The organism is Janthinobacterium sp. OK676, from assembly GCF_900103595.1.
Taxonomy (GTDB): domain Bacteria; phylum Pseudomonadota; class Gammaproteobacteria; order Burkholderiales; family Burkholderiaceae_D; genus Janthinobacterium.
Map to the genome: position 1 here is coordinate 17,130 of NZ_FNHA01000010.1, position 17,115 is coordinate 34,244.

Genomic DNA, 17,115 nt, shown 5'->3' on the forward strand with positions numbered 1-17,115 from the left:
ATGCAAAAACTGTTGGGCGTGCTGGCGCTGGGCGCCGCTTTTGCCTCCGGCAATGTGCTGGCCTGGGGCAACGATGGCCACCGGGCCGTAGGTGCCATCGCGGATCAATTGCTCAAGGGCAGCGCGGCGCAGGCAAAGGTGACGGCCTTGCTGCTGCCGGGCGAAAGCCTGGAAAAGATCGCCAACTGGCCCGATTGCGTGAAGGGCACGTATTGCGGTCCGCAATCGCCGGAAATGCTGAGCTATGTGGCGGCGAACCCGAAGCATGGCGAATACCACTACACGAATGTGCCGTTCCAGAATGAGCATTACCACGATCATGGCGTGGGCACGGCCGACGACGATATCGTGCAAACCTTGAAGCAGGCGATCCTCGTGTTGCAGGGCAAGGCTGATGCGGGCAGCAATCCGCACGGCTTCAGCCAGCGCGAAGCGCTGATCCTGATCACGCACCTGGTGGGCGATATCCACCAGCCGCTGCACGTGGGCAATGCTTTCGTTGGCAAGGATGGCCAGTTTTTCGCGCCCGCCACGCAGGCGCAGATCGATGACGTCGCCATCTTCAATGCACGCGGCGGCAACGATTTGCTGCTCGACGATGCGAAGATGACGGCGCTGTCCGATGCCGTGATCCCCGCGCCGCTGCCGGCCGAGGATGGTGCGGCCAAGCCGGCAAGCAGCTATCCGAAGTCGCCCACCAAGCCCCTGCATTCGTACTGGGATACGACCGTGGTCGATTACGCCATGCGCCGCCTGAGCACGCGCACGCCGCAGCAGTTCGCGCGCACCGTGATCGCCAGCGCGCCACAAGTGAGCAGCAATAGCGGCGATCCCGCCACCTGGCCGTATCAATGGGCCGATGCCGCGCTGGCGGCGTCAAAGATTGCTTTCGCGGATGTGGTGGCCGGCCCGGCCACGCAGCAGACCAGCCGCAAGGGCGAGGTCTACAACGTGTGGAATTTGAACGTGCCCGACAATTATCCCGTGCCCAGCTCGGCGCTGGCGAAGCGGCAACTGACCGAGGCGGGTTATCACCTGGCAGCCGTGCTGCAGGCGATCTGGCCGCAATAAAGACGTCATTCGAAAGCGGCCTGCGGGCCGCTTTTTTCATGCCAGGGTGACGGCAATTCCGATTTCGCGGTAGGGCGCGACCAGGGTGTCATCCACGTCGCGATGCACGATGATATCGTTGACCTGGCTCAAGGGCACGATTTGAAACGGCGAAGCCGTATTGAACTTTTCCGGCGACGCTAGCACGACGGTGCGGGCCGACGCGTCGCTCAGGGCGCGCTTCACGCACGCTTCTTCATAATCCCCCGTGGTGATGCCCGCTTGCGGATGCAGGCTGGACACGCCCATGAAATACAGGTCGGCGCGGATGCGGCCGATCGCTTCCACGGTGGCCGCGCCGAGGCCGACAATCGAGTGCTTGTACAAACGCCCGCCCAGCATCAGCACTTCGATGCCAGGATGATTCACCAGTTCGACGGCAACCGACGGGCTGTGCGTGACGATGGTGGCGCGCAAGTCGCGCGGCAGCTGGCGCGCCAGTTGCACGGCGGTCGTGCCGCCGTCGAGGAACACCACTTGCCCCGTTTGTATCATGGCGCCCGCCGCGCGGCCGATGGCAGGCTTGGCTTCCGGCGAAATCTGTTCGCGGGCCGCAAACGGCGCCAGCGCGGGCGAACTTGGCAACAAGGGCAGGGCGCCGCCGTGCACGCGCTCCAATAAGCCTTCTTTCGCCAGTTCGCGCAGGTCGCGCCGTATCGTGTCTTCCGACAAGCCCAGGCTATCGCTGACTGCCTTGGCGACGAGCTGTCCTTCGCGCTGGAGCAAGTCCAGCAGGTATTGTTTGCGTTGATGTGTAAGCATGATTTTTCTTGTATTTTCTTGATATTGCACGAGTTTGCATGATAAAGTCGATCCGTGCAAGCACAAGGAGACACTATGCGCGAAGAAAATAGCAAGCAGCAACGGGTCCGCATCCAGGGCGTGCAAACCCTGTCGCACGACTGGTATCTGCTGCAAAAAACGACGTTCGACTATCTGCGCCGCGATGGCCAGTGGCAGACGCAGACGCGGGAAACCTATGACCGTGGCGATGGGGCCACCATCCTGCTCTACAACAAAGTCAAACGCACGGTGATCCTGATCCGCCAGTTCCGCTTTCCCACCTACCGCGAAGGCCACGATGGTTTCCTGATCGAATCAGCGGCCGGATTGCTGGAAGAGGCCAGCGCGGAGCAGCGCATCCGCGCCGAGGTGGAAGAGGAAACCGGTTACCGGGTGGGGCAGGTGCAGAAGATATTCCAGGCTTTCATGAGTCCCGGCTCCGTGACGGAGCGTTTGCATTTCTTTGTCGCCGAATACGACCCGGCCAGCCGTATCGGTGATGGCGGCGGCCTGGCGCACGAAGGCGAGGATATCGAAGTGCTGGAACTGCCCCTGGCGCAGGCGCTACAAATGGTGGCGGACGGGCGCATCTGCGACGGCAAGACCATCATGCTGCTGCAGCATGCGCAGCTGCAACTGATGCCGGTGAAGCGGGGCATGCAGATCCTCGTTGCCGGCCCGTATCGCTCCGGCACGGGCGACGATCCCGCCCTGATGGCGGCGAATGTGGCAGCCATGGAAGCCGCCTGCCTGCCGCTGTATGCCAAGGGACACATGCCCGTGCTCGGTGAATGGCTGGCCTTGCCCATGCTGGCGCTGGCCGGTTCCACCCAGGTGGGCGACGCCGTGTATGAGCAGCTGTTCCACGCGCATGCGACGCGTTTATTGGGCCATTGCGATGCCGTGCTGCGCCTCGGCGGCGCATCCGAGGGCGCCGACCAGATGGTGGCGGTGGCGCGTGGCTTGGGCCTGGCTGTGTTTTTCTCGCTGGACGAGATTGCACAGGCATAAAAAAAGCGAAGCCCGCAGGCTTCGCTTTTAGTTGGCGCAGGCTGAAACTTAGCGCGATTTGACGAAGGGGATACCAATTGCTTTTGGCGCGATGGATTTCGCCATCAAGCCCGCCAGCACGATCACCGTGACGACGTACGGCACCATCTGGATCAGCGAGCCGGGGATACGGCCCACGACCGGCAAGTCCACGCCTTCGATCTGGATCTGGATGGCGGCGAAGAAGCCGAACATCAGGCAGCCGAGGAAGGTGTAGACGGGACGCCAGTTACCGAACACCATGGCCGTCAAGGCCAGGTAGCCGGCGCCGGCCGACATGTCGCGCAGGAAGAAGCCGCTTTGCACGATGGCCAGGTAGGCGCCAGAGAACGAGCACAAAATGCCGGCCACCAGCATGGCCAGGTAGCGCGTCGCTTCCACGCTCACGCCGGCCGAGTCGGCCGCATGGGGGTTTTCGCCGCAGGCGCGCAGGCGCAGGCCGAAACGCGTGTGGTACAGCAGCCAGTGCACGAGCGGAATCAGCAGGAAGGCCACGTAGACGAGGATGGAATGGCCGCCGATCAGATGTGCATATACCCAGCCGATGAACGGGATGTGCTCCACGTATTGCGTGCCCGGCAAGACGACGTCGAACAGACGCGCCGAACCGAGGTCGGGCGTGCGGCCGCCTTGCTGGAAGAAGAATTGCGCCAGCACAAACGTCAGTCCGCTCATGGCGATGTTGATCGCCATGCCGGCCACCAGCTGGTTGCCCTTTTGCGTGATGCTGACGTAGGCCTGCAGCAGGGCCAGGGCGACGCACACGAGCATGCCGGCGGCCATGCCGTAATACGGGTTTTGCGTCGTGTAGGCCACGGCGGCGGAAGCGAAGGCGCTGGCCAGGATCTTGCCTTCCAGGCCGATGTCGATCATGCCGCTGCGTTCGGCAAACAGACCGGCCATGGCGGCAAAGATCAGGACGGGCGCATTGCGCACGGTCGATACCAGGATGCTGGCGAATTGAAAGTCGTCGAGTGTCATGGTGTTAGCCTTTGGTGCGCTTGAGCAGGGCGGAAATGGCCGGTGCGTAGAAGTTTTCCATGGCGCCGCAGAACAGGATGATCAAGCCCTGGATGAAAATGAAGGTTTCCGTCGGGATATTCGGTTTTTCCAGCGACAGGTCGAAGCCGCCCTGGATCAGCGCGCCGAACAGCACGGCCGACAGGAAGATGCCGACCGGATGCTGGCGGCCCATCAGGGCGATGGCGATGCCGATGAAACCGGCGCCGCCAACGAAATTGAGCGACAGATAATGCGTCGAACCCATGATGGAATTGACGGAACCGAGGCCCGCCAGCGCGCCCGAGATCAGCATGACGATGATGATCATCTTGCTGATCGACACGCCCGCATAGTGGGCCGCGTGCTTGTTCAAGCCCGTGGCGCGCAGCTTGAAGCCCCACGACGAGCGCCAGACCATCACGCCGTAGATGACCAGCGCGGCGATTGCTAGCAGGAAACTGATGTTCAGCGGCGTGTCGCCCAAGGACGGGAACCAGGTAGAGAGGCGCGGCATTTCGCCGCTTTCCGCAAACACGCGGCTGGCCGTGTTCTGCTCGCCCGGCGGAATCAGATACTTCACGATGATGAAGTTCATCAGGCTGGCGGCGATGAAGTTGAACATGATGGTGGTCACGACGATGTGGCTGCCGCGCTTGGCTTGCAGGTAGCCGGGCAAAAAGCCCCACAGCGCGCCGAACAGGGCCGCGCCGATCATGGCCGCCGGTATCAATAACCAGGCGGGCAGGGTCTGGTCGAAGGCCAGCATGGCCACCGTCAAGCCCAGGCCGCCGATATACATCTGGCCTTCGGAACCGATATTGAACAGGCCGGCCTGCATCGCCACGGACACGGACAGGCCCGTGAAAATGAAGGTGCTGGCGTAGAACAGGGTGTAGCTCAAGCCTTCCGGATTGAGGATGGCGCTGTGGACGAGGATGGATAGCGATTCGGCCGGGTCTTCGCCCAGCATATAAATGACCAGGGCTGCGACCAGCAAGGCCGACAGCAGGTTTAACATGGGCATGACAAAGGCTGTCGCCCAGCGTGGCAAGTCGTTATTCATGATTTATGCATTCCCCCCATCAACAGACCGATGCGGGTGGTATCGAATTCTTCAATTTTCAGTTCGCCGGTGATGCGTCCGCCGCACATGACGAGGATGCGGTCGGCCAGCGCCCGCACTTCTTCCAGTTCGACGGACACCAGCAGGATCGCCACGCCCGCGTCGCGCAGGGCCAGCAATTGCGTATGGATGCTTTCGATGGTGCCGATGTCGACGCCGCGCGTGGGCTGGCCCACCAGCATCAGTTTCGGCTTGGCCAGCACTTCGCGCGCGATCACCACTTTTTGCTGGTTACCGCCCGACAGCAAGCCGATGCGCAGGTCCGGATTGGCCGGACGCACGTCGAACGTCTTCAGCAGTTCCGCGCAGCGCGCGCCGATGGCCTTGAAGTTGAACAGGCCCCAGCGGTTTTTCAGGTGGTCCTGGTAACCGAGGATGGTGTTTTGCATGACGGAGAAATTCTTTACCACGCCGTCGCGCAAGCGGTCTTCCGGAATGTGGGCGATGCCCAGGTCGCGGAAGGCCAGCGGCAAGCCGTCGGCATCGTGGCGCTTGGCAAACGGCAAGTCCTTGTCCAGGAAACGCAGCTTGCCCGACGTCGGCAAGCGCATGCCGGACAGAATTTCCAGCAGCTCGCTCTGGCCATTGCCCGACACGCCCGCGATGGCGACGATTTCGCCGGCGCGCAAGTTGAAACCTATGTCGGCCAGCAATTTGACTTGCTGATCGTCGGCCAATTGCAAGCCGTCCACTTCCAGCACCGTGGCGCCCGGATTGTACGGTGCACGGGGCAAGTGGCTCTGGATGGGGCGGCCGACCATCATGTTGGCCAGTTCCTCTTTCGAGGTGCCGGCGGTCGCCACGGCGCCCACCACCGTGCCGCCGCGCATGACGGTGACGTTGTCGGTGATTTCCAGGATCTCTTGCAGCTTGTGCGTGATCAGGATGATGGTCTTGCCCTGCTCCTTGAACAGGCGCAGGATTTCAAACAGCGAGGCCGTTTCCTGGGCCGTCAGCACGGCCGTCGGCTCATCGAGGATCAGGATATTGGCGCTGCGGTAAATCTGCTTGAGGATTTCCACGCGCTGCTGCGCGCCCACGGACAAGTCTTCGATCTTCGCCAGCGGGTCGACGTCGAGGCGGTAGCGCGCGCAAATCTCGCGCAATTTCGCTTCCGCTTCCGTGCGGTGGCTGGCCAGGCGAAAACCGCCTTCCGTGCCCAGCATGATATTGTCCAGAACGGTGAAGTTCTCGACCAGCATGAAGTGCTGGTGCACCATGCCGATGCCGAGGTTGATCGCCTCCTGGCTGTTGCGGATAGGCTGTACTTTTCCGTCGAGCAGGATTTCTCCGCCGTCGGCACGGTAGTACCCGTACAGGATGCTCATCAAGGTCGATTTGCCGGCGCCATTTTCCCCCACCAGGCCATGGATACTGCCCTTGGCGATGGAGAAACTGACGTCGGCGTTCGCCTTCACATGTCCAAAATGCTTGGAAATGCTGCGAAATTCTACTGCTGGCTGCATAGGTTCATAACTGGATAGTTTCATGGAAACGCGCCGCGCGGAGACTGGCCCCGGCGGCGCGCTAAAAGATACGGAGAAAAATTAAACCGGGCAGCTGCTGCCGACGCGGTAATCGATCACTTTGATCTTGCCATCGATAATGTCCTTACGCGCACCCAACACGCGCTTTTCGATTTCCGGCGTAATCAGCTTGCGGTTGTTCTCATCGAGAGCCCAATCCACGCCGCCTTCTTTCAAGCCTTTATAGCTGACGCCGCCCTTCCAGGTGCCGTTCTTGACTTGCATGAAGCTGTCATAGACCGTGTTGTCGACGCGCTTGACCATCGAGGTCAGGATGCTGCCTGGATACAAATGGTTCTGGTTCGAATCGACGCCAATGGCCAACTTGCCTTTTTCCTTGGCCATCTGCAGGGTACCCATGCCGCTGCCGCCAGCGACGGCGAAGACGACATCGACGCCGCGCTCGAATTGCGAGCGGGCCAGTTCGCCGCCCTTGGCCGGGTCATTCCAGGCGCCGGACGTGGTGCCGACCATGTTTTGCGTGATTTCCGTTTTCGGATTGACGGCCTTCGCGCCTTGCGCGTAGCCGCAGGCGAAGTTGCGGATCAGGGGAATATCGATGCCGCCGATGAAGCCGACCTTCTTGCTCTTGCTGGCCATGGCCGCCGCCACGCCCACCAGGTAGGAGCCTTCTTCTTCCTTGAAGACGACGGAATTGACGTTGCTGCCGGCGGCCTGGCCGTCGATCAGCACGAATTTCACGTTCGGGAATTCCTTGGCGACCTTTTGCACGGCTTGCGTTTGCGCAAAGCCGATGGCGGCGATCATGTCGAGTTTCTTGCGGGCCAGGCCGCGCATGACTTGCTCGGCTTGCGTATCGCTCGATGCCTGCACTTCGATGAAGGAAATGCCCGTGTCTTTTTTGAAGCGCGATGCGCCTTCGAAAGCGGATTGGTTGAACGACTTGTCGAACTTGCCGCCCGCGTCATACACGACACCCAGTTTTGGGGTAGCCGCGGACGCTTGAGCAGTCAACAATACGGCTGCGATCGTCAAACTAAATTGTGTAAGTTTCATGAATTGGCTCCTGGAAGATCGATATTGTATATTTTTTATAGGTGAAACATATAATTTGGGGCCGATTTAGCCTGTTTTTGATGCACGAGCTGATACTTCCTTATCAACATTGCACTGTATCGCACAAGATCATTGCTAGCCTCGTGTGCTTTTATGTTGTCAGTGTGATGCTCATGCAACAGTCGTGCCCCGTCTCTTTTATAGGTACAACATCGAATGCGGTTGCCGGAGCGGGCTGGGATGCGCCGTCAGTGGACGGGCAGGGCAAGCACGGAACCGGCGCCACGATGGGCGTCCGAATCACTATGCATCATGCCAGATATGTATGACAAATACGTTTTTGTTTAGCTATTTATATGATAGCCATATAAATTGGAATGCAAACCCAAAACGAAGGGCTGGGGTCGGACGGGGGCGCCGAGTCCCTGAGGGGCCGACCCCGGTCTTGCTGCTTTTCGGGTTAGCGTTGCTTGGTAATGCTTGAGGCTTGGCCTCAATTAGATGGGGGATTGATGATATTGAGGAAAGCCCGCACGACGGGAGCGTCGTCCAGCGTCGTGTAGCTGATGTACAGATTGGCCGAGGGCGGATTCGTCTTGATCGGCAGAAACACGACGCCGGGCCAGCCGATGCGGCTTGTCGTTTCCGGCACCAGGGTCACGCCCAGGCCCGCGCCCACCATGGCCAGCAGGGTTTGCGGCTCGCTCGCTTCCTGGAAGATCACGGGCTCGAAACCGGCGTTGATGCAGCATTGCACCAGATAGCGGGGAAACGCGGATTTGTCGAGGTTCAGGGTCAGCATCGGCTCATGGGCGATGTCGATCAGCTCGATGGCCGTGTTTTTCGCCAGCGGGTGGTGTTCATTGACGGCCACGCAGACGTTTTCGCGGAAGCACAGTTCCTGGCGCAGATTATCGTGACGCAGGTCGTCGTCGTTGAGCTTGGGTTCGCGCCAGAAGCCCACGTCGATCTGCTTGGCGCGCAAGGCTTCGTATTGCACCGTGGGACCGAATTCGTGGATGGTCCAGGTGACGCGGGGAAATTTGGTCTGGAATTCTTCCAGCAGGCTGGGGATGGGGCCCCACATGGCCGAGCCGACGATGCCTACGCGCAAGCGGCCCACTTCGCCGCGGTCGATCTGGCGGATGGTGTCGATGGTCATGCGCATCTTGGCCAGCAGGTCGGCCGCCTCGTTCATCAGCGCCTTGCCCGCCACGGTCAGCTCGAAGGTGCGCGTGGTGCGCGCAAACAGGCGTACGCCCAGTTCGCTTTCCAGTTTCATGATCTGCTGGCTCAGGGGCGGCTGCGAGATATGCAGGCGCTCCGCGGCGCGGCTGAAGCTTTTCTCCTCGGCGACGGCAAGAAAATACTTTAACTGTTTCAGATCGATGGACATGCTTTCCTTGCATTACCTGACGCTAAACGGGAACGGCGCGCAGCCCCGAAAGGCCGCGCGCTTCTTTGCAGCAGTCCTATTATCGTGCCACGACCGCCTGCATGGCAATGGCCAGTGCCGTGCCGACTTGCGCATTGTGCTTGACGAGGGCGATATTCGTCGCCAGGCTGCGGCCATCCGTCAGTTGCTTGATGCGCGACAGCAGGAATGGCGTGACCTGCTTGCCCTTCACGCCGCCCGCGTCCGCTTCCTGCAGCGCTTGCGCGGTGATGGCATCGATCTCTTCCTTCGGCATGGCTTGCGCGGCCGGCACGGGGTTGCTGACGACCACGCCGCCTTTCAAGCCCAGCTGCCATTTGGTGCCGATGAAGGCGGCTTGCTCGGCGGCCGTATCGAGGCGGAAATCGGCCTTGAAGCCGCTTTCGCGCGTGAAGAAGGCGGGGAAACCTTCCTGGCCCACGCTGATGACGGGCACGCCGTGGGTTTCCAGGTATTCCAGGGTCAGGCCGATGTCGAGGATGGATTTGACGCCCGCGCAGACGACGGCGACTGAAGTTTGCGCCAGCTCCTGCAAGTCGGCGGAAATGTCGAAGCTCGTTTCCGCGCCGCGGTGCACGCCGCCGATGCCGCCCGTGACGAACACGGAAATACCGGCCAGTTCCGCGCAGATCATGGTGGCGGCCACGGTGGTGGCGCCCAGCTTGCCTTGCGACAGTACGAACGGCAAGTCGCGGCGGCTGACCTTCATGGCGTCGGGCGAGGTGCCCAGCAATTCCAGTTGTTCGGGCGACAGGCCCACGCAGATCTTGCCGCCGATGATGGCGATGGTGGCCGGTACGGCGCCGCCGTCACGGATGATCTGTTCCACTTCGCGCGCCATTTCCACGTTTTGCGGATATGGCATGCCGTGCGAAATGATGGTCGATTCCAGCGCCACGATGGCCTTGCCGGCCGCGCGCGCGTCGAGCACTTCTTGCGAGAACAAGAGGAAATTCTGTAATTGGGTCATGTCAGTCCTGTTGAAAGAGGGTAGGGGGAGGCGGCGCCAGGTCGGCGTCGTCGATATCGTCGAGCGCGCCGGCGGAAATCTGTGGGGAAACGGTGGCGGCCGATTCCAGGGTCATGGCGGCCAGCTTCAGGCCGCGCCGGCAAGCCAGTTTCAGATCGCTGCTGTCGTGGTACAGCGACCAGCAGACGGCGGCGGAAAATGCGTCGCCGGCGCCCGTCACGTCGACGGCGTCCACTTCGCGCGCGGCCAGGTGGACGATGGGCGCATCCAGGCTGTCGCCGTCCGTGAAATACACGCCTTCGCTGCCGCAGGTGACGACCACCTGGCGCGCGCCCTGGCGCTGCACTTCGCGGCAGGCGGTGCGCAGGTCCGCTGCCGTGGGCAAGGCCCGCGCCACGCGCGTTTCCAGCTCGCCCCGGTTCAGGATCAGCAAATGCAAGCCCGTCAGGTCTTGCGGCAAATGCGCCATCTTCGGCTGCGAGACGGCGACGATGACGAGCGGCGTCGCATGGGCCCCATCCTGGCGGGCATCGTCCAGCAGGGCCTGCACGCTGTCGTGGCCCAGGTTCAGGTCGCAGACGGTGAGGGCGGCGGCGGCGCGCTGCGGCTGGCGGCTGTGCAGAAAGGCGGGAGTCAGCTGTTCGTACAGTTGCATGTTGGCCATCGCCAGCAGCATTTCGCCATGTTCGTCGAGCACGGCCGTGTAGGTGCCGCTGCTGGTGTTGCTCAGATGCAGGCTGCCGCGCATGTCGATGCCCGCGTCTTCCGCGTGCGTCTGCAGGGCGTGGCCGGCCGCATCGTCGCCCAGCGCCGTCAGCAGCGCCACGGGGATCGACAATCGGGCCAGGTTTTCCGCGATGTTGCGGCCCACGCCGCCAAACACTTCTTCCGAACGCACGGGATTCGAGGTGCCCATCTGCAAGGTGGCCAGGGTGCGCATCTTGCGGTCGAGGTTGGCGGCGCCTATGCACAGCACGGGACGGCTGTCGGGCAGCACGTAGGCGCGTCCCAGCAGGCGGCGCTCGCGTATGAGCCCGGCGATGTGGCCGGCGACGGCCGAGCGCGACAAGCCCAGCTCGCTTGCCAGGTCTTGCTGCGAGATGAAGGGGTTGTTGCGGATCAGCGTGTACAGCTGGTCTTTTTTATTGGTATCGGTCACAGGGTTTTCGCTGGGGTTTAAACATTTGTCTGTGACTGTAAACATTTGTCTTTGCAGTGTCAAGCCCGTGTCAAGTGTGCATGAAAAACCGACGTATGGAGCTTGTATGCATGCATTTTCCGGGGATGGCGGGCCTGGGCTTGCCTCGACTATAATGTCGGCCATTTATATTTGAATTGTATAAATGGGCAAGAAAAATGGTATTTGCCATACATATTCCGTTTGATGCATAGTGGCGGCAAATAGAAGCAATACGCATTTCGATATACCAGTAACACCATACATACCCGATACCTGGGCCGCAGCATCTTGCACTGCCGCGCAGGCAGCAACCCATCATCAATAGTCAATCAGAGGATAACCATGTCGAACAACACCCCTTTCCACGCCGCCGAAATCATCCGTGCCCGCGCTCCTGAAAATTTCAAGCCGCGCGTGGCGATGATCCTCGGTTCCGGCCTGGGCGTGTTGGCCGAGCAGATGACGGACGCCGTCAGCATCAGCTTTGACGAATTGCCGGGCTTCCCGATCAGCACCGTGCACGGCCATGCCGGCGAACTGGTGATCGGCACCCTGTCGGGCGTCGCCGTCGTCTGCATGAAGGGCCGTGGCCACTTCTACGAAGGCTATGGCATGGGCGTGATGACGAGCGCCATCCGTACCCTGAAACTGCTGGGCTGCGAAATGCTGTTCGTCACCAACGCCGCCGGTTCCCTGCGCCCTGAAGTGGACGCCGGCAGCCTGGTGGCCATCAGCGACCACATCAACCTGCTGCCAGGCACGCCGATGGTCGGCCCGAACGACGACCGCTTCGGCCCGCGCTTCTTCAGCATGGCCAACGCCTACGATGCGGACCTGCGCAATCTGGTCAAGGAAACGGCTGCTTCGAACGGCATCACCCTGCACGAAGGCGTGTTCGTCGCCTACCCTGGCCCGAACTTCGAGACGGCCGCTGAAATCCGCATGATGGCCCGCCTGGGCGCCGACACGGTCGGCATGTCCGTGGTGCCGGAAGTGGTGTCGGCCCGTCATTGCGACCTGAAAGTGGTGGGCGTATCGGTGATTACCAACCTGGCCGAAGGCATGTCGCCATTCGCCCTGTCGCACGAGCAAACCCTGAAGTACGCGGCCATCGGCGCCAAAGACCTGGTCAAGCTGATCCTGGCGTTCCTGGCCACCGTGGCCACCAAACCGCAAGCCTAAGCACTTTTTTACGCAGTAGCGGCGCGCCGGCCACCGGCGCTGCCGCGCGGCAGGCCGGGAAAATCCGGCCTACACTGTCCGCATCATCTTTGCATCACTCCATAAAGCGAGCCTTATCATGTCACGCGCATTTATCCTCCTGCTTGATTCCTTCGGCCTTGGCGCGACGCCAGACGCCGCCAAGTATGGCGACGCAGGTGCCAATACCTTTGGCCACATTGCCAGCACTGTCGCCAAAAGCGGCAAGACCTTGAAACTCCCGAACATGGAACGCCTGGGACTGGGCGCCGCGGCGCACCTGGCCAGCGGCGAATGGGCCACGGGCTTCGACCAGCGCGACGGTTTCACCGGCGCCTACGGCGCGGCGCGCGAGCGTTCCACCGGCAAGGACACGCAGAGCGGCCACTGGGAAATCGCCGGCGTGCCCGTCGAATTCGACTGGGGATATTTTCCCCGCACCACGCCGTCGTTCCCGGCCGACCTGACCGACAAGCTCAAGGCCATGTCCGGCGTGCCGGGCTTCCTCGGCGACTGCCACGCCTCGGGCACGGACATCATCAACAAGCATGGCGACGAGCACGTCGCCACCGGCAAGCTGATTATCTATACGTCGGGCGACTCGGTGATGCAGATCGCCGCGCACGAAGAATCGTTCGGCCTCGAGCGCCTGTACGAAGTGTGCGAAATGGCCTTCAAGCTGGTCGAACCGTACAACATCGGCCGCGTCATCGCCCGTCCGTTCACTGGCAGCAACGGCAACTACACGCGCACGTCCAACCGCCACGACTACGCCGTCGCGCCACCCGCGCCGACCCTGCTCGACCACGTCAAGAACGCGGGCGGCGAAGTCGTCGGCCTGGGCAAGATCAGCGACATTTTCGCCACCCAGGGCATCTCCAGAGTCGTCAAGGGCGTCGACAACATGGCCCTGTTCGAAGCGCTGTTGAAGACGGCCGATGAAGTCCAGGACAAGTCGCTCACCTTCGTGAACTTCGTCGATTTCGACCAGGCTTTCGGCCACCGCCGCAACACCGAGGGCTATGCCGACGCGCTGCGCGAAATGGATGCGCGCCTGCCGGAATTCATGGACAAGCTCAAGGAAGGCGACCTGGTCGTGATCACCGCCGACCATGGCTGCGACCCGACCTGGCACGGCTCCGACCACACCCGCGAACACATACCGATGATCTTCTTCGGCCCCGGCGTCGCCCCGCGCGCACTGGGTATTTCCGAGACCTTCTCCGATATTGGCCAAACCCTCGCCAAGCACCTTGGCGTACCACCACTTGCTAATGGAACCAGCTTGTTATGACACTCATGCACCCCGAATTCAAGCGTAACGAGGCCGTTGGCCTCGACCTGGGCTGGATCAACCAGATCCGCGTCAACCGCGCCGCGACAGACCGCCGCGCGGCCAGCCTGGCGAACCGCCGTACGGTGAAAAAGGAATACCAAGCCGCCTGGCTGGTGAAAGCCATCCAGATGATCGACCTGACCACCCTGGGCGGCGACGATACGCCGGGCAGAGTCGAACGCCTGTGCATGAAGGCCATGCGCCCGTTGCGCGCCGACCTGATGGCAGCGTTGGGCCTGACCGACTTGAGCACCGGCGCCGTGTGCGTGTACCACGAGATGATTCAGCCGGCCGTGAAAGTCATCCAGGGCCGCTTGCCCATCGCCGCCGTGTCGACGGGCTTCCCGGCCGGCCTGACGAGCATGGAAACGAAGCTGCGCGAGATCGAACTGTCGGTCGCCGCCGGCGCTTCCGAGATCGATATCGTCATCACGCGCCAGCACGTCCTGAACGGCAACTGGCAAGTGCTGTACGACGAAATGCTCGCTTACCGCAAGGCGTGCGGCGAAGCGCACGTGAAGGCGATTCTCGCCACGGGCGACTTGCTGACCATGGAAAACGTGGCCAAGGCGTCGTGGGTCTGCATGATGGCCGGCGCCGATTTCATCAAGACCTCCACCGGTAAAGAGGGCGTGAACGCCACTATTCCCGTGGCCCTGACGATGGTGCGCACGATCCGCGAATACCACGAGCAGACGGGCTTCAAGGTGGGCTTCAAGCCGGCCGGCGGCGTCAGCTCGGCCAAGAGCGCGCTGCAATACCTGACCCTGATGAAGGAAGAACTGGGCAACGAATGGCTGCAGCCGCACCTGTTCCGCATCGGCGCTTCCAGCCTGCTGACCGACATCGAGCGCCAGCTCGAGCACTACGTCACCGGCAGCTACTCGGCCAATCATCGTCACGCACAACCTTAAAGCACATTCGTCATGACTACAATTAACGAGATTCTCAATACTATGGACTACGGCCCTGCTCCCGAAAGTCAAAAAGAAGCGCAGGCGTGGCTCGATGGCCACCAGCGCACATTCGGTTTGTTCATCGACAATGCCTGGAGCGCGCCGGCGGAACTGTTCGCCTCGACCAATCCTGCCGACGGCACGCAGCTGGCCGAACTGACGCAAGCGAGCGACGCCGACGTGGAACGCGCCGTGGAAGCGGCGCGCCGCGCGCTGCCCGTCTGGCAAGGCATGGGCGGCCACGGCCGCGCGAAAGTCATGTACGCACTGGCCCGTTTGCTGCAAAAGCACTCGCGCCTGTTCGCCGTGCTGGAAACCCTGGACAACGGCAAGACCATCCGCGAGACGCGCGATATCGACCTGCCGCTGGCCGCGCGCCATTTCTACCATCACGCCGGCTGGGCGCAGTTGCAGTCGGAAGAATTCGCCGACTACCGCGCCGTGGGCGTGGTAGGCCAGATCGTGCCGTGGAATTTCCCCCTGCTGATGCTGTCGTGGAAAATCGCCCCGGCCCTGGCGGCCGGTAACACGGTGGTCTTCAAGCCGGCAGAATTCACGTCGCTGACCGCCATGCTGTTCGCCGAACTGTGCGTGCAGGCAGGCGTGCCGGCCGGCGTCGTCAACATCGTCACCGGCGACGGACGCGTGGGCTCGGCCATCGTCAACCATCCTGGCGTCGACAAGATCGCCTTTACGGGTTCGACGGAAGTGGGCCGTTTGATCCGCGAGGCGACGGCCGGCAGCGGCAAGAAGCTCTCCTTGGAATTGGGCGGCAAGTCGCCGTTCATCGTCTTTGAAGACGCGGACCTCGATGGCGCCGTGGAAGGCCTGGTCGATTCGATCTGGTTCAACCAGGGACAAGTCTGCTGCGCCGGATCGCGCCTGCTGGTGCAGGAATCGGTCCAGGAGCGCTTCCTGAACAAGGTACGCGCCCGCATGGAAAACCTGCGTCTGGGCTCGCCGCTGGACAAATCGATGGACGTGGGCGCGCTGGTCGATCCGGTACAGCGCCAGCGCATCGCCGCGCTCGTCGATTCGGCCCGTGCCGAAGGCTGCGACGTGTGGCAACCGGCGTGCGAATTGCCGGCCGACGGTTCGTGGTTCCCGCCGACCCTGATCACGGGCGCGTCGACGTCGGCCGCCGTGGCGCAGGCAGAAATCTTCGGCCCCGTGCTGGTGGCCATGAGCTTCCGCACGCCGCCAGAAGCGGTGCAACTGGCGAACAACACGGTGTACGGCCTGGCCGCCAGCGTGTGGACCGAGTCGATCAGCCTGGCGCTGGACATTGCGCCCGCCATCAAGGCTGGCGTGGTATGGATCAACAGCGCCAACCAGTTCGATGCGGCCTGCGGCTTCGGCGGCTACCGCGAATCGGGATTTGGCCGTGAAGGCGGCCGCGAAGGCATGCTGGAATACATGACGGCCCTGGCCGAAGATGCGCGTCCGGCCCTGCCGGTGGTGGAAGCGAAAGCCAAGGCCAATGTGAAGCCGGCGCCAGCCGATCCGTTCGCCATCGACCGCACGGCCAAGATGTACATCGGCGGCAAGCAGGCGCGCCCTGACAGCGCCTACAGCGCGCCAGTGTTTGGTGCAAATGGCGCCCTGCTGGCCGAAGTGGGCGTGGGCAGCCGCAAGGACATCCGCAACGCCGTCGAAGCGGCCCACAAAGCGTCCGGCTGGACCAGCGCCACGGCGCACAACCGCGCGCAAGTGCTGTTCTACATCGCCGAAAACCTGGCAGCGCGCGCCGACGAATTCGCCGCCCGCATCGCCGCCATGACGGGCAGTAAAAATCCCGAGAAGGAAGTGCAGGCATCGATCGAACGCCTGTTCTACTACGCCGCCTGGGCCGACAAGTACGACGGCCTGGCGCACCAGCCGCCAACCAAGGGCATCACCGTGGCGCTGAACGAAGCGGTCGGCGTGATCGGCATCGTCTGCCCGAACGAAGCGCCGTTGCTGGGCTTTATTTCGCTCGTGGCCCCTGCCATCGCGCTGGGCAACCGCGTGGTGGTGGTGCCGTCGGAAGCGCACCCGCTCTCCGCGCTGGACCTGTACCAGGTCTTCGACACGTCCGACTTGCCGGGCGGCGTCGTCAACATCATCAGCGGCAATGCCGATGAACTGGCGCGCACCCTGGCCACGCACGCCGACATCGACGCCGTCTGGCGCCATGACGGATCCGCTGACGGTTGCGCGGAAGTCGAGCGCCTGTCGGCCGGCACCCTGAAGCGCACCTGGGTCGGCGGCGCCAAGGGCCGCGACTGGTACAGCGCCGCCCAAAGCGGCGGTCGCGCCGTGCTGGCGCATGCGTCGCAAGTGAAAAACGTGTGGATTCCTTACGGCGTCTAAGTTTGTAAAGCAGGATAGTGGGGCCGGTTCTTCCGCGCAGCGATGCGCCGGGGCGCCGGCCCCAAATTGCTTTCG

The 17,115-nt window shown here is 62.3% G+C and carries 13 protein-coding genes and 1 pseudogene; 6 read left to right on the top strand and 8 right to left on the bottom strand.

What is annotated here, in order from left to right:
* On the top strand, window positions 1–1,071 hold the full coding sequence (locus BLU39_RS19100; RefSeq protein WP_092716187.1) for a S1/P1 nuclease: 1,071 nt from the start codon (window positions 1–3) through the stop codon (window positions 1,069–1,071).
* Window positions 1,072–1,107: 36 nt separating this feature from the next.
* Here the strand turns inward: BLU39_RS19100 and BLU39_RS19105 are convergent, their stop codons facing one another.
* The gene (locus BLU39_RS19105; RefSeq protein WP_092715807.1) at window positions 1,108–1,872 is read right to left on the bottom strand and encodes a DeoR/GlpR family DNA-binding transcription regulator; all 765 of its coding nucleotides are present in this window, start codon (window positions 1,870–1,872) and stop codon (window positions 1,108–1,110) included.
* Window positions 1,873–1,947: 75 nt separating this feature from the next.
* Here BLU39_RS19105 and BLU39_RS29025 point away from each other — a divergent pair.
* Window positions 1,948–2,532 (top strand): annotated as a pseudogene (locus BLU39_RS29025) (NUDIX domain-containing protein); the annotation flags it as partial.
* A gap of 420 nt (window positions 2,533–2,952) precedes the next feature.
* Here BLU39_RS29025 and BLU39_RS19115 read toward each other — a convergent pair.
* From BLU39_RS19115 to BLU39_RS19145, 7 genes are all read right to left on the bottom strand, one after another.
* Window positions 2,953–3,924 carry an ABC transporter permease gene (locus BLU39_RS19115; protein WP_034754516.1) on the bottom strand — a complete coding sequence of 324 codons (972 nt, stop codon included), beginning with the start codon at window positions 3,922–3,924 and terminating at the stop codon, window positions 2,953–2,955.
* A 4-nt stretch (window positions 3,925–3,928) separates the two neighbouring features.
* The gene (locus BLU39_RS19120; RefSeq protein ID WP_046685488.1) at window positions 3,929–5,008 is read right to left on the bottom strand and encodes an ABC transporter permease; all 1,080 of its coding nucleotides are present in this window, start codon (window positions 5,006–5,008) and stop codon (window positions 3,929–3,931) included.
* Window positions 5,005–6,534, bottom strand: coding sequence for an ABC transporter ATP-binding protein (locus BLU39_RS19125; RefSeq protein WP_034754520.1), 1,530 nt, complete (start codon window positions 6,532–6,534; stop codon window positions 5,005–5,007). Before BLU39_RS19125 ends, BLU39_RS19120 begins: the two co-directional genes overlap by 4 nt.
* 81 nt (window positions 6,535–6,615) lie before the next feature.
* Complete coding sequence (locus BLU39_RS19130; RefSeq protein ID WP_092715811.1) at window positions 6,616–7,611, bottom strand: BMP family lipoprotein; 996 nt, start codon at window positions 7,609–7,611, stop codon at window positions 6,616–6,618.
* A 493-nt stretch (window positions 7,612–8,104) separates the two neighbouring features.
* A complete protein-coding gene (locus BLU39_RS19135) occupies window positions 8,105–9,007 on the bottom strand; it encodes a LysR family transcriptional regulator (RefSeq protein WP_092715813.1) in 903 nt (300 codons plus the stop codon).
* A 79-nt stretch (window positions 9,008–9,086) separates the two neighbouring features.
* Window positions 9,087–10,016, bottom strand: a complete 930-nt coding sequence (locus BLU39_RS19140) for a pseudouridine-5'-phosphate glycosidase (protein ID WP_092715816.1) — start codon at window positions 10,014–10,016, stop codon at window positions 9,087–9,089.
* A 1-nt stretch (window position 10,017) separates the two neighbouring features.
* The gene (locus BLU39_RS19145; RefSeq protein ID WP_092715818.1) at window positions 10,018–11,175 is read right to left on the bottom strand and encodes a carbohydrate kinase; all 1,158 of its coding nucleotides are present in this window, start codon (window positions 11,173–11,175) and stop codon (window positions 10,018–10,020) included.
* Window positions 11,176–11,538: 363 nt separating this feature from the next.
* Here BLU39_RS19145 and xapA point away from each other — a divergent pair, with 363 nt between their 5' ends.
* The 4 genes from xapA (at window position 11,539) to BLU39_RS19165 (ending at window position 17,040) form a co-directional block, all read left to right on the top strand.
* Window positions 11,539–12,378 carry a xanthosine phosphorylase gene (gene xapA / locus BLU39_RS19150; protein WP_046685483.1) on the top strand — a complete coding sequence of 280 codons (840 nt, stop codon included), beginning with the start codon at window positions 11,539–11,541 and terminating at the stop codon, window positions 12,376–12,378.
* 118 nt (window positions 12,379–12,496) lie between these two features.
* A complete protein-coding gene (locus BLU39_RS19155) occupies window positions 12,497–13,690 on the top strand; it encodes a phosphopentomutase (protein WP_092715820.1) in 1,194 nt (397 codons plus the stop codon).
* A complete protein-coding gene (deoC, locus tag BLU39_RS19160) occupies window positions 13,687–14,646 on the top strand; it encodes a deoxyribose-phosphate aldolase (protein ID WP_092715822.1) in 960 nt (319 codons plus the stop codon). The genes BLU39_RS19155 and deoC overlap by 4 nt, the downstream gene beginning before the upstream one ends.
* A 42-nt stretch (window positions 14,647–14,688) precedes the next feature.
* Window positions 14,689–17,040 (top strand): aldehyde dehydrogenase family protein, encoded by a 2,352-nt coding sequence (locus BLU39_RS19165; protein WP_092715824.1) that lies wholly within the window; start codon window positions 14,689–14,691, stop codon window positions 17,038–17,040.
* Window positions 17,041–17,115 lie beyond the last annotated feature (75 nt).

What these genes read in the sequence shown, in the direction of transcription:
- BLU39_RS19100 (WP_092716187.1), top strand. Translation starts at nt 1, where the DNA reads ATGCAAAAACTGTTGGGCGTGCTGGCGCTGGGCGCCGCTTTTGCCTCC.
- BLU39_RS19105 (WP_092715807.1), bottom strand. Translation starts at nt 1,872, where the DNA reads ATGCTTACACATCAACGCAAACAATACCTGCTGGACTTGCTCCAGCGC.
- BLU39_RS19115 (WP_034754516.1), bottom strand. Translation starts at nt 3,924, where the DNA reads ATGACACTCGACGACTTTCAATTCGCCAGCATCCTGGTATCGACCGTG.
- BLU39_RS19120 (WP_046685488.1), bottom strand. Translation starts at nt 5,008, where the DNA reads ATGAATAACGACTTGCCACGCTGGGCGACAGCCTTTGTCATGCCCATG.
- BLU39_RS19125 (WP_034754520.1), bottom strand. Translation starts at nt 6,534, where the DNA reads ATGCAGCCAGCAGTAGAATTTCGCAGCATTTCCAAGCATTTTGGACAT.
- BLU39_RS19130 (WP_092715811.1), bottom strand. Translation starts at nt 7,611, where the DNA reads ATGAAACTTACACAATTTAGTTTGACGATCGCAGCCGTATTGTTGACT.
- BLU39_RS19135 (WP_092715813.1), bottom strand. Translation starts at nt 9,007, where the DNA reads ATGTCCATCGATCTGAAACAGTTAAAGTATTTTCTTGCCGTCGCCGAG.
- BLU39_RS19140 (WP_092715816.1), bottom strand. Translation starts at nt 10,016, where the DNA reads ATGACCCAATTACAGAATTTCCTCTTGTTCTCGCAAGAAGTGCTCGAC.
- xapA (WP_046685483.1), top strand. Translation starts at nt 11,539, where the DNA reads ATGTCGAACAACACCCCTTTCCACGCCGCCGAAATCATCCGTGCCCGC.
- BLU39_RS19155 (WP_092715820.1), top strand. Translation starts at nt 12,497, where the DNA reads ATGTCACGCGCATTTATCCTCCTGCTTGATTCCTTCGGCCTTGGCGCG.
- deoC (WP_092715822.1), top strand. Translation starts at nt 13,687, where the DNA reads ATGACACTCATGCACCCCGAATTCAAGCGTAACGAGGCCGTTGGCCTC.
- BLU39_RS19165 (WP_092715824.1), top strand. Translation starts at nt 14,689, where the DNA reads ATGGACTACGGCCCTGCTCCCGAAAGTCAAAAAGAAGCGCAGGCGTGG.